The organism is Enterococcus sp. DIV2419 (assembly GCF_051711865.1).
GTDB classification, from domain to species: Bacteria; Bacillota; Bacilli; order Lactobacillales; family Enterococcaceae; genus Enterococcus; species Enterococcus faecalis.
Genome location: NZ_JBIONS010000002.1, coordinates 109,434 through 122,953 on the forward strand (window position 1 = coordinate 109,434; position 13,520 = coordinate 122,953).

General features: G+C 31.1%; 11 protein-coding genes and 2 pseudogenes. 12 read left to right on the top strand and 1 reads right to left on the bottom strand.

Annotated elements, in window-relative coordinates; translation table 11 throughout:
* Positions 1–338: 338 nt before the first annotated feature.
* A pseudogene (locus IGI97_RS13595) lies at positions 339–467 on the bottom strand (PcfJ domain-containing protein); the annotation flags it as partial.
* Between IGI97_RS13595 and IGI97_RS13600 the strand changes: the two are divergent.
* The 12 genes and pseudogenes from IGI97_RS13600 to IGI97_RS13655 form a co-directional block, all read left to right on the top strand.
* Positions 463–771: pseudogene (locus IGI97_RS13600) on the top strand (DUF2786 domain-containing protein); the annotation flags it as partial. The pseudogenes IGI97_RS13595 and IGI97_RS13600 overlap by 5 nt on opposite strands.
* Positions 772–1,207: 436 nt before the next feature.
* Positions 1,208–1,912, top strand: a complete 705-nt coding sequence (locus IGI97_RS13605) for a hypothetical protein (protein WP_438738925.1) — start codon at positions 1,208–1,210, stop codon at positions 1,910–1,912.
* Between the two features lie 136 nt (positions 1,913–2,048).
* A complete protein-coding gene (locus tag IGI97_RS13610) occupies positions 2,049–3,836 on the top strand; it encodes a peptidoglycan amidohydrolase family protein (protein WP_438738923.1) in 1,788 nt (595 codons plus the stop codon).
* A 185-nt stretch (positions 3,837–4,021) separates the two neighbouring features.
* Positions 4,022–4,657 (top strand): BacL2 family protein, encoded by a 636-nt coding sequence (gene bacL2 / locus IGI97_RS13615; RefSeq protein WP_438738921.1) that lies wholly within the window; start codon positions 4,022–4,024, stop codon positions 4,655–4,657.
* Complete coding sequence (locus IGI97_RS13620) at positions 4,644–5,111, top strand: phage holin family protein (protein ID WP_002390339.1); 468 nt, start codon at positions 4,644–4,646, stop codon at positions 5,109–5,111. The genes bacL2 and IGI97_RS13620 overlap by 14 nt, the downstream gene beginning before the upstream one ends.
* A 2-nt stretch (positions 5,112–5,113) precedes the next feature.
* Entirely contained in the window at positions 5,114–5,641 is a 528-nt protein-coding gene (locus IGI97_RS13625; protein ID WP_002369761.1) for a hypothetical protein, read from the top strand.
* Between the two features lie 42 nt (positions 5,642–5,683).
* Entirely contained in the window at positions 5,684–7,864 is a 2,181-nt protein-coding gene (locus IGI97_RS13630) for a glycoside hydrolase domain-containing protein (protein ID WP_438738919.1), read from the top strand.
* Between the two features lie 107 nt (positions 7,865–7,971).
* On the top strand, positions 7,972–8,514 hold the full coding sequence (locus IGI97_RS13635) for a hypothetical protein (protein ID WP_438738917.1): 543 nt from the start codon (positions 7,972–7,974) through the stop codon (positions 8,512–8,514).
* Positions 8,515–8,581: 67 nt separating this feature from the next.
* Positions 8,582–9,157: a YcxB family protein gene (locus IGI97_RS13640; protein WP_438738915.1), complete on the top strand. Its 576-nt coding sequence runs from the start codon at positions 8,582–8,584 to the stop codon at positions 9,155–9,157.
* Positions 9,158–9,299: 142 nt separating this feature from the next.
* Positions 9,300–9,638 (top strand): hypothetical protein, encoded by a 339-nt coding sequence (locus IGI97_RS13645; RefSeq protein ID WP_101008485.1) that lies wholly within the window; start codon positions 9,300–9,302, stop codon positions 9,636–9,638.
* A gap of 1,453 nt (positions 9,639–11,091) precedes the next feature.
* Positions 11,092–11,514 (top strand): hypothetical protein, encoded by a 423-nt coding sequence (locus IGI97_RS13650; protein WP_438738912.1) that lies wholly within the window; start codon positions 11,092–11,094, stop codon positions 11,512–11,514.
* Between the two features lie 152 nt (positions 11,515–11,666).
* The coding region (locus IGI97_RS13655) for a BspA family leucine-rich repeat surface protein (protein ID WP_438791813.1) at positions 11,667–13,520 on the top strand (1,854 nt) is incomplete at its 3' end.

Sequence of the window (13,520 nt, forward strand, 5' to 3'; positions counted from 1 at the left end):
TGCGATTACTTTTGCGACATTAATTCTAAAAATTAGTGATAAAAACAACAAAAAATAACCGTCAACTTTAGCCGAGTTTGGTTATTTTTTGTAAAAATATTTAACTATCGGTCACCGTCTTAAACGGTGCTATCATGAGGGCGTATGACTAGTACGTCCTCTTTACATGTTTATTATAACACATTCTTTACAAGAAGAAAGGCGGAAGCCTTTCTTTTTTTTTCAGCGCACCTTAACGGCGGTGGCGGTGGGAGTTTGGCGCGCTGAAAAAAACGCTCTTTTCTTGATTTCTAATCAAGAAGATACTCGCTAAAAGAGAGTATCAGGTTTGTCTTATATTATGATGATAAGGTGTGCTGTAAATTATCTTGCCATTGTCTGACTGCTTGTTTTATCTTTTCTGGTACTTCCTGGCGGTTACGTTTTCCTTGTATTTGTGTAACCTGTTGATTTCGGTACTCTAGTGTTGCCTTTTGTTCAAAAGAGTTTATGAAACAACCGGAAATTAAGCGAAAATATAAACGAAAATGGCAATTAAAACAAGACTATATCGAAGGGTATTTGACGGCTCTTAGTTCAGTATTTGAAGTCCAGGTACTTACGAATGGTTACGAACTTGCATTGCAGTTGCCTGTTGCAGTCCATGAAGAAGTCTCAAAGCTAGGCTTGGTTAAAGGAAAAGACACCTCACACCAGGTTGAAAACTTCGATGCTTTTCATTCTGGTTACCAGGAAGGTTTGCAATTTAAAAATAAAGAGTTAATCAACTAATACATTATTAATGGAGGGAATACTATTTAACAAAAAGGATGGATCAGAATGGCTATAAGAAAAGGTAATAAACGTGCACAATCTAATTTAAATTTAAAACAACAAGAAGGGTTAAAGTATCTCAAAAAAATATAGAAAAAGCGAATCGAAAATTCTTGCTATTGGTCTCGAAATGTTACTAGAACAAGAACAAGCAGGTTTGCTAATTCCAAAACTTTATAAAAGATGATTACTAAATACGTCACCTTTTTATTTTTCGTAAAAAAAGTGACGTAACTTTTTTGATATCGTTTTCTTTTTAGCTGTTTGAAAGCATAGAAATGTTTGGCAAATGTATAACTAAATGATAATATTTTATTGAAATGATATTTAGAGTTGTAATAGATACAACTTAAGATTTTGGGGAAAATAAACTAAGGTAAGAATGGAGAATAAAATGAAATTTATAATGTTATGTGTACTTGTTTTAGTTTTTTCGGGTTGTTCTAACACAGAAAAAAATAAAGAAAATCCGCCAATAAAAGAAAGTACTAGCTCGTTATATAAAACAAATTCAAGTAAAACGAATACAACTGAAACGAATAGTAGCACTGTAAATAAAAAAGAGGATAAAAGCTCGATAAGTGAATCGTCAAAGAAAGCTAGTGAAGAACAAACAGTTACAACTTCAAAAAATGAAAGTACGAATGAATTACCAAATACTGTGCAATCAGGAAATCAATCTGTGGATGCGCCATATGCTGTATCATTACAACAAATAGCAGAACTAAAAACGTTTGACCAACCCTATATGAGTGGCTCATTTGCTGTAGATTTGAGGTTAGATAATGCTAATGACAATAAAGGCGTGCTTACTTTTCACTCACGTTCTCGTAAAGAACCTGAAAAAATAGAAACTAGAGAATCTTCATTTGTTGTAAATACAGTACCAACAAAAGAAATCAGAGTATTTTCCAATAATAAGATTGGTTCAGGAATAAGAACTGTAAAAGTGAATACAGAAATTATATGTGATAACCAAGAGAAAATGTATTTATTTAAAAATAAAGAAGGGTCTATATCTCTAGCAACCGAAAACCACGTTGGAAATGTTTCAGAAGATCAATTAGATGTTATGATGGAGAATTTACAAAATAACTAACATATCATTATCAAATAATTTACTAAAAGTAGAAAATTAATAATTTTCTACTTTTTTTTGTCACAAAAAAGATTATTCAACCACATATATTGGCGTATACGAAAAAAGTCGCGACAAAAAATATGAGGTGAAGTTTATGAATTACAGTCAAAAAGCAATCGATCTTTGTAAAAAGTACTCAAATTTTTCATTAAAAGCTGTAGCAGGAAGAAATGGAATTTTATCTATTGGCTATGGTCACTTTACAAATGAAAAACATCCGATTAAACCAGGAATGGTCATTACAGAGAGCCAGGCTACTCAGATATTACGTGATGATCTAAATGAACATGCAGCATTAATATCTAAACTTTTAGCAATTAAAGCTACTCAGAATCAATTTGATGCATTAGTTTCTTTCTCTCATTCTAAAGGATTAGGCTTTTTACCAAGTTCAGATATCATGCATTTTACGAATAACAAAGAATTTAATTCGGCTGCAAGAGAAATGAAATTGTATGTCTATGATATTGGAAGCATTAAATTACCAAAACTTGTTGAACGAAGAAACGCTGAAACAGCCCTTTATCTTGAAGGTGCCTCTGGTAATGAGGAAACAACAAATCATGCACGTATTGGTTTTGATGTAATGATTCGTTGGATGGAACAAAAAAAAGCTCAACATATAACTTATAGTATGGATTACCGATTAGGACCAAATTCTTATGATTGTTCAAGTGCTGTGTATTTTGCATTAAAAGAGGCAGGGTTTATTGATCCTTCAACTTTTCCTGGAAATACTGACTCCTTATTTGGGCAGTTAGAACGCGTTGGATGGTCGCAAGTTCCTTTAGTAGGAGGAAAATATCATGTACAACGAGGTGATATTTTTATTTGGGGAATCAGAGGTAACTCTGGTGGTGAACTTGGACACACGGGAATTTTTATAGATGATAAAGATAATATTATTCATTGTACTTGTGGCTGGGATGGAAATAAATGTTCAATTAATGGAATTTCTGTTGATAATCATGATCAAGTATGGGTCGCTTCAGGTCGTCCACCAGTTACAATTTACCGTTTTGGAGGTGCTTCAAAACCATATCCTGGAGATTCTTCTGGTTCAAAAGGAGATTCAGTGAATCCTTCAGCGGGTGTATTTTATCCAAGTATGAGATTACCGGTAAGTGGTGATACGGATCCTAATAGTCCGGCTTTAGATTACTACGAAGCTGGTCAGGCTATTGTTTATGATAGTTATGTTTTTGCTAACGGCTATGCATGGATTAGTTACGTTGCAGGTTCAGGATTGCGCCGTTATGTGGCAGTAGGACCAGATGATGGTCGAACAGACACTGTATGGGGAACAGGATTTTTAAATAATACCCCTTCAGGATCGGGTTCAAATACGGGAAGTGCATTGAGTGGTGTATTTTATCCAAGTATGAGATTACCGGTAAGTGGTGATACAGATCCAAATAGCCCAGCATTAGCTTATTATGAAGCTGGTCAGGCCATTATCTACGATAGTTATGTTTTTGCCAATGGTTATGCATGGATTAGTTATATTGCAGGTTCGGGATTGCGCCGTTATGTGGCAGTAGGACCAGATGATGGTCGAACAGACACTGTATGGGGAACAGGATTTTTTGATAATGGTGGAGATCCTGGTTCACAGGCACACCCTAATTCTATTGGGTTGGTACCTAAAGCAGGTAATTTTGTTCCAAATCGCAAGCTTCCGGTTAGTGCGGACACCGATCCAAATAGTGCTGCATTAGATTATTACGAAGCAGGTCAGTCAATTGGCTATGACAGTTATATTTTCGCAAATGGCTATGCATGGATTAGTTATATTGCAGGCTCTGGTTTGCGCCGTTACGTGGCAGTGGGACCAGATGATAGTCGTACAGACACTGTATGGGGCAAAGGATTCTTTAATTAGTACAAATTATATTGCTTTAAACACTAATTATTAGTGTTTAAAGCAATATTTCTTAAGATAAAGCATTAAGATCATTGAAAACTAAATACACACCTATATGAAATCCATTACTAACGTAATTATTTTATGTCACAAAATGTATATTTTAATTACATACATTTATAAAAATAGAAGGTAGTGATTATGTGGAGTTTTGGGCAGAAGTAACTCGGTTATCAGATATCTATAGGTTTACAAATAAGGAAGAAGATTTGATAAATGTAATGGAGTATATGGAAAGATATATAGGTGTATCTGCAAAAAATGCAAAGCATAGAAGTGAACTCTATAAGCTTTGTATCCCGTATGAAGATTTTATAAGTTCTTTTGATTTGGCCGTATGGGAAGCGCTTAAAACGTACTCAGGACAAGAAACAGTAGAACATACTTTTAAAAATATTGTTCTTTTTAGAATGAATCTTGCTGAAAAAAGTGTGTGGCGATTATACAAAAGCAATACCTGTAGTAGTGCAGACAAAAATGGTATTTCTTATGACTCTGCACGTTGGAATGAGTTAGATAGTAATACATGTCAACAAAAAGATGCAGGAATAGATATAGAAAAAGCGATTTGCTATAAAGAGATGCTGAAAAACTATATAAAAAAATTTCCTAAACAAAGCAAATTTATCCTTTTGTTGTTACAAGGATATACGTCATGTGAAGCTTCAAAGCTATGCCAATGGGGTTCCAACTACGATGAAAAGAGTAGAAAGAGAGCACAAAGAACGAAACAACATTTTAAAAAGTTTCTAAATGAAATGCTGTGTGAATCTTTATAAACATACAGATAAGGAGAGTTCTATGGATAAGATACAAGAACTGATTATTCATATGGGACTAGAAAGTAACCATATGTTTATTCTAGCAATGATTTGCTGCGCAATGATAATTGATTTCTTATCAGGAGTTTTTGCCGCAAAAATGAATCCAAAAATAGACTTTCAATCAAGAATAGGAATCAATGGAATTTTAAAGAAAATAGCTGCACTAATGTTACTCATATTCTTTATCCCGTTAGCAATGACTATTCCAGGAAATACAGGTACAGGATTACTCTATGTACTCTACTTTGGATATTTATTAATGGAAATTCAATCAATATTAGAAAATTATCAAAAAATAGGAATCGATGTTTCATTGTTTCAGAATTTCATAAACAGATACAGTAAAAGTACGATGGATAACAATAAAACAAATAATTCAAATGAAAAAGAAAAGAAAGAGGAGAAATAATTATGAAAAAAAGTCTATTTATTTTAGGAACAATTTTGTTAACAACAATTGCAGTACAAACAGGAATTGAGACATACGCTAGCAATAATTCCTTTAATCAGGAACAGATTGAATCAAAGGCTAGTAAGCCAAAAACACAATATTCAGAATTAGAATTTGATACGCACGAAGAAGCAAAAGATAACATTCAAGTAATCCCAGAAAAAAGTGGGATTCCAGTTGATTTAGGGAATAATATTACTGGCTATCAAGAAGGTGGAGCTGGTTCTCGTTTTATTACTTTCCATATCAAAAATTATGGTGTTTTTATTCGTACAAATTCAATTTTAGGGCAAGACAACGTTGCTTTATCTAAGGAAGTTGCTCAAATTTTATTAAGTATTGAAAAATATCCGGAAACGGATCGTGGATTAATTCGGGCAGATTTTGCTTCGGGGATGATGTCAATTACTTGGGCGTCAGATACGTTCGTAAAAAGTGTTACTAGCTCTGATTTACGAGTAAGCATTGAAAAAGCTTTAACAAAATAAATTTATAAAGTACAACAAATTTGGAAAGTGAGGTATTAACAAATGGATGAAATGGTTTTAGGTACACAAAAATGGTTAAATAAGACGTATGGAAATGTTTCTGGGTTCAATAAAGTACCAGAAAATGGGAAAACGGGCTGGCCAACTATCTATGGATTACGTCGAGCATTGCAAAAAGAAATGGGAATCCAAGAATTATCAGATAATTTTGGTCCTACCACGGAACGTTATTTTAAAGAAAAAGTAGAAAAACAGTTAAATGAACGTTTTGGGGCAGGCATTGGAAATATTGTGAAAATAATGCAAGGTGGCTTTTGGTGTAAAGGGATTAATCCTTACGTTTCTGGAACTGAAGCAGTTGATGGGTTAATGACAGGTCTCACAACATTAGCGATTAAAAAATTTCAAGAAATGGCAGGATTAGCACCTAGTGGGTACATGAATGCAATGTTAATGAAAGCCTTACTTGATATGAGTGCATTCGCGTTGGTACCAAGAGGGGACAAAAATATTCGGTCAATGCAACAATCTTTAAATGCTAAGTATAATCGTTATTTTGGCTTGTTGCCATGTGATGGTGTGTATCAAAGAGACACGAATAGTGCTTTAATTTATGCACTTCAAGCAGAGATGGGTATGGATGAAAACACAGCAAACGGATTTTATGGACCAGGAACAACGGCTAAGACACCAACATTAACAGTTGGATCTACTGGTAATTTCGTAAAAATTCTACAATGGGCGTTGTATGTAAATGGATTTAATCAATCTGCAGTATTTAGTGGTTCATTTACCTCTTATATTGCAGCTGAAGTAGAAAACTTCCGATTATTTATGAATCTACCCCCCTATAACACTTCCGCAGATATGACTGTAATCAAAGGTCTTCTATCAAGTGCAGGAAACACTGATCGTGCAGCCAGTGCTTGTGACATGGCTACTCAATTAACAAAACAACAAGCACAACTAATTAAAGACAATGGGTATTCTATTGTTGGACGTTATTTAACAGGTAGCGTAGGAGTGGGCGCAAATAAAAAAGATAAAAATCTGACTCTTGAAGAAATTCAAGCCATTACTAGTGTGGGATTAAGTATTTTTCCTATTTATCAAGATGGTGGATGGGAAGAAAGCTACTTTAACGAAGGAAATGGGTTAAGAGATGGTTCTTTAGCGCATAACGCAGCATTTAAACTAGGGTTTCCTTATGGAGCGACTATTTACTTTGCCGTTGATGTAGATATTTTAGATGGTAACATTCCAGGAACGGTCTTACCGTATATCAAGAAAGTAAAAGAATCTTTAGATGCAAATGGCATGTACAAAACTGGAATTTATGGTACACGAAACGTCTGTCAACAAGCAATTGATGCTGGATTTGTTGAACATTGTTTTGTATCTGATATGTCTACAGGATTCAGTGGAAATCTAGGTTTTCCAATGCCAAAAGAGTGGGCATTTGATCAATTCTATGAAAATAGTGAATTAGGGTTTCCTATTGATAAAGTGGCCGTGTCTGGAAGAGACCACGGGACCAAGGCGTTTTCTACAACAATCGGTAATTTAATCCAGTTAGAAACAATTAAATTACTAAATGCTTTAGGGAAAAATTTTACAATCAAAGATGTAGGTATTAAACTTGATACTCCTACACAAATTATTAGTTCACCAACTCTTGATGTTTATTTTAAAACAAGCGCCTCTTGGACACATAAAGTAGATGATTCAGGAATGTCTATTAGTATTAAAAACGGTAAAATTGATACAAAAGTATACGTAAATCCGATAAAAGAGTCTTTGAATTCGTATAAATATTTACTAAAGAATTATAATGAAAATCAAGTTGATGAAATGCTTAATAAGCTAGCGCCAGTTATTAAAAATGGGTATATTGAAACTGGTTTTTGCGCTAGAAATAATTTAATTGGAACGAAATTGGTAATTAAAAAGGAAATCGGAGATTCTGAAAACAAAGGAACTTTACAACTTGAAATTGAACTATATCCTAAGCCTCTGTTACCAACTGATATTAAAATACCTCAACCCGATTATGATAAAGCATATAGAGATATTAAAAATGGTCATGTTCCACAATTAAATGTAGAAGTTATTCTAAAAGGTGTTCTAATTGGTGCACTAGCAGTAGTTATTATTATTGGAATAGCTTCGGGAGCAGCAGAATTAGCAGGAGCGATAACAGCATTTTTTGCTGCATTAGCTTAAGTTATTTCTCGTTGAAAAAGAGCAACTCTTGTGAAAGAGTTGCTTTTATAATTTGTAAAAGAAAATTTAAATGAGTATAATGAAAATAAATTTAAAGGAGGGAAATTATGAATAGTATTATAGGGGAAATGGACTTGGCGAAATACTTTATTCTTTTAATTTTTCCATTTTTTTTACTGTATATATTTAAATTTTTTTTAAATCAATCATTTGTTAGAAAGAGTAATATTCCGAAGAGAGAATTAAAAGAACAAAAAGTAAATCTAATAGAGTTACAAAAGAAGAGTTTTGTATACTACAGTTTTTTAATAAATATATATTTTGTTTTGCATTTGGTAATGGTTATTTTTTTAGGGATGTTTTTAGGGTCTTTTTATGAATATGGATACTTTACAAATCAATCGAACGCTATATCATATGCTTTTTTGACTTTGGTTACAGCTCTAATTATTTTATTAATCAACTTACTTGTAGCAGTTTTAAGAATAAAATTTTTGCATACAGATCAAGGAAAACTGTACGTAGATACACATAAAAATGTATTTTTACTAAATAGTAAGCAAAAAAGTGCTTGGTTTTCAATACACATATTATCTGTGATATTGGCAGGTTTTAATATATTATTATTTCTTAATTCTACTGTGTATTAGAATTGGTATTTTTTGTAAAATTTGTGCATTATATAATCTTATACCCGTATTTCAAAGGAGGTTATGTATGACTTTTGACTATAATTTAAAAGAAGATGAATATTTAAAAGCAATTAAGCTATATACTAGAAAATTCACTAAAACTGGTAAGCGTAAAATAAGAATTACTTATTTTGCTGGACTAGTTTTACTGGTTACTTCTGCGTATATGTTTATATCGATAATTAAACAATATCTTTCTTTCAAACAATCACTTCCTGACTATGTAGTTAGAGAACTACTTAATAAATTATTTACGCAAGGTTTTGGATATATATTAATAATTATTATATATCTGTTATTGGGTATTTTTTTTCTATACAGTGCATATACTTATCCAAGTGCTAAGATTATTAACAAAAATACAGACTCGAAAACTTTAGAACCAAGAAAAGTTAATATTAATGACTTGGGAATTGTATACTGGCAAGCAAATAATGAAGCAGATAAAAAATCATATATTTGGGATGACATAGAAGATGTTTTTGAGAATGAAGAATTTTATTTAATGACAGTTGCCAAAAACAAAATTTTTATTTTACCTAAGAGAATGATTTCTACGAAAATACAAAGTGAATTTATAGAGAAACATGTTACGAAATGAAATGTATCTCTATATTGACAATTATTAGATGCTGAAAAATGTAAATAAACAAAATATAGAAATTATAATACAGGATTATTTATATATTTTTATAAAGTTTGATATTGTGTAGATTTTATTATAGTTTAAGGAGTGAATAAATATGAAAAGTGTAGTATGGATTTATACAGTAAATACTGATGGAGTTGTGATTAGAAGCAGTGGTTCTGGTATGATGTGGATTAGCTCAAAAAAATTTCAAGATAAACTAAAAAAAGAATTACTACCAGAATGGAATTTATCCGTTATTAGTTATGATATAGCTAAAAATGATATGCCTGATGCAGATATTATTATGTACAATGAGATAGATATGGCATATCTTGATGAAAAAATAAAGAACACTGGATTGCCTGTATCATATATAGATTTACAAACAAAAAATGCTGATAGTATAAAGAAAAAATTAGAAAACTTTGCTAAAAATAAAATATCAAAATAACTACCATAAGTTACTGATAGAAAAGAACCAACAGGGTATACCTTGTTGGTCTTTTTAATATTCTGATTGCTACTAGGTAAGCTGTAGGGTATTCAAGTTGGGCATATTTCAGTTTCGTAAATTTTTAGTATGCCTGTACTGTATTGCTAAGAAATTTTTAACCATATTTGTAGGAACTATAATAGTAGATATTCTGGTTTTATGAATATTTGTTAGAGATAAAAAGTCAAAATATGTTATATCCCTAGAGACTGTTTCCAAAAAGAAAAGAAAGTCTTTATTATATATGCAACTCAGCTTTTTTTGTTTAAATGTCTAAGAGTTAAAGAAAATGCAATTCTAACAAGATTGCGTTCTTTTAGGACGGGATAAACGTTAAATAGGAATTTTGACAATAAGCTACCTTAAATATTGCTATGATTGTATCAACATTTCCTGCTACAAAACTTATATGCAAAACAAAAAATAGCCAGTCGTTTTCCGCCGACTGACTAATAAAGATAGATTTGTAAAGAAGTAATTTGTGCTTCCTACGATTATTTTATAACATTTTGTGATTTAATAGGCAATAATTTTACTAAAATATGATAATTAAGTTCCAAAAAGGCATGCTCAATTAATCTATATGGTAGAGTAACTGGAAAAAGATATGAGAATATATAAAAGATACAGATAAGCTTTCATTGATACCTAATTACATATATTATTATGGCTATTGAATAATATGTTTTAGCCTAGTGTTAGTTAAATTGTAGAGAAGATACTTTTATTTTTGAAAGTATCTTCTTTTTTTTGTTCAAATGTTTTGCATATTTATTTTATTGTTATTTTGTTTTTTAGACAAAAAAAATATATAAGATTAACTATATTTATATTTGATAGCTAAAGAATTTGTATTTAATAGTTATAGTTTGAGAGTAACTAATCTATGTTAAATTAGTAGAAATTTCTTAAGTTTTATAAGAAAATATCATCATTTTTTATAGATTATTTTACATTTTTTTGTGGTTTTTGTTAATTATTTAGATTCGCTTTCAAGAAAAATTTGATAAGTTTATCTTGTGAAAACTAAAATTAAGTTTTGTCAACAAAACAATTTTTTAAGAAAGGAAGTGGAATAGGGTTAAAGGAGTATTTCTTTTTTTTGAAAGTAGGTGGAGTATTTGTTGATGAAATTACAAAATAATAAGGTAATGCAAACTTAGCAAATGGTTATATTTGAGTCCTCAATACTATCTTAAGAAACAAATGAAGAAAACTAGGTAGCAAGTATAGTTCAAAAAAGTTAAAAGTTAACAAATTAGTTAGGTTGGGATGAAAAAATATCCTGGTCGGTATAGCTGTATCAGAAAAGTAAGAACTACGAAAGTGTTTCTGCAGGAAATATTTATAACATTAGAAAGCTTTATGACAGTTATAATTACTATTTTTATTGAATTAAGGAGAAAGCAGAATGGTAGCAAATAAAAAATGTTTAATTTTAGTAACAGGAATGATAATAAGTCTTGTTGGATTTAACAATAGTCAAGAATCTTTTGCAAGTGAAAATTCAAAAGCAAATACAGATATTTCTATTCGTTTAGAAAGAAAAGTTGATTCTTCTGTTTTACCTGGGAATAACTCTGGAGATTCATCTACAACTAATTCAGAACAGGTGGATCCGTCAGGAACAGCAAATTCCCAAAATCAAACTAGCCAAAAAAATCCTTCAAGTGCAGGTACCTCTGCTAATTCTAGTAAAGTAGATAATAAGCAAAAAGGAACTTTATTAAAAGCTGGCTCGATTACTAATCAATGGGGAATTATAGGGGTTATTCTTATTGGACTAGCAGGGGTAATCAAATATTTTGATAGACGTTTTAAAAGAATGAATTAAATAAAGAATGGAAAGCTGGATGTTTTAGTAAACAAAAATTTATAGCATTTTAAATTAGATTAGGAAAAGTACATTCATTGAAAATTTTATTAAAATAAAACGATTATATAAGCTGTAAATTTAATAATAATCGTGTATAAGGAGTAGATCAAGTGAATAAGAAATCAAGCAAGTATCTTCTTTTTAGCACAATGCTTTTAGGAAGTTTTATAACGACACCTATTACAACCTTAGCAATTGAAAACGATCAGGCAACAACACCTTCAGATGTTACCGAAGTATCAAAAGAAATTATTGAAAATTCAATGCCAGAATCATTAAAACCTAACTCTCAACAAAGCACTACCCAGAGCCAAGAAACAATTACTAGTTCTCAAGCAATTACTGAGACTGAAAATTCACAATCCAAATTAGATGAATCAAATTCTGCAACACAACCAAGTAGCAATGAAACTAATAAAGATTTAATAGAATCTAAAAATCAAGAACCGGTAACAACGACTTCGGAGGGAACATATGATGAGAGTTATCTAAATTCATATTTTAATGCAACTCTACAAGAAGATGGTACTTATCTGGTAACTGGAATTAAACAATTAAATAATAATAAAATTCTGTTGCCATCAAAGGTATTAAGTAATACAGATATAGGAGAAAAAAAAGAAATAAAAGTAACCGGGAATTTTTGGACTGAAGTTAGTAATTATAAAAGTATAACTGAATTTGAGATAAAAAAAATCGATAATTATGAGGTATATTGTACTGAAAGTAAATCCTTAGCAAATTTATTTAGAAACGCTACTAGTTTAAATAGAGTTAACTTAGAAGGATACAGTTATCAAAATATTAACAACGCCCAGCAAATGTTTTATGGTTGTAGTTCGTTAACATATGTTAATTTAAATGCAGACGAATCATTTTCATCAGTAACTACTGTATTAAATATGTTTAATGGATGTTTAAATCTTACAGAGATTGATGGCATAGAAAACGCAGATATGAGTAATGTTACTGATATGTATGGAATGTTTTATAATTGTAAAAAATTAAAAAATTTAGGGGAAAATAATAATACTTTAAATTGGAATGCCCCAAATCTTAAAACTATGGAGTTAGCGTTTGCTTACTGTAATGTTTTGCAGTTTATTGCTTTTCCTAATTTACAGCTTCAAGAAAGTACAAATATAACAAACATGTTTTGGGCATCAGGTTATACTGAAACGTTAATAGTAGCTAATGATCCAAAACTTCTTTCCTATAGTGGTGGTAATAGACATCCGATATGGAAACCTAATTTAAATGCTAATGGAGGAGTATTCCCTTCTAGTCAGAAAGAAAATGCTTCTTACATTAGTAAAGTTTGTATGACTCCAGATCAACTAACCATGGAAAAATTTGAAGCATGGAAATCAGAACAAATTCCTACCAGATCAGGAAATTATCACTTTATGGGGTGGGAAGCTTCTAGAGAAATTCTTCCTGATACACACTTATTAGAAAATTTAGATGTATCATATACTGCTCGTTGGGTGTATAGTGATTGGAACTTTGAATTAGATCCAAGTGATCAAACATACAAATTAACTGAATATATTGGTAGTGATTCAAATGTTATCGTTCCTGGAGAAATTGATGGAAAACCTACAAAAGTAGATTTTAGTTCTGGATTTGTTTCAACCGCAATTGATAAAAGTAGTATTACATCGATTACTTTTTCAGAGGCTAATGGAAAAAAAGCTAAGTTAATAGGAAATAAAATATCCTTTGAAAATTGGACAGGATTACAAAAATTTGATGCTGCCAGAGTGGATACTACTTCCATTAATAACTTGGAAAATGCATTTAAAGGATGTACTGAACTTGTTTCGGTAGATTTTAGTGATTGTAATTTTAGTAGTGTTACAAATATGAATAGTATGTTTGAAAATACAGATAATTTGAAATTTATCAATTTTAACACTACTTCAATTAATTCACAAGCTACAATGGATAATATGTTTAATGTA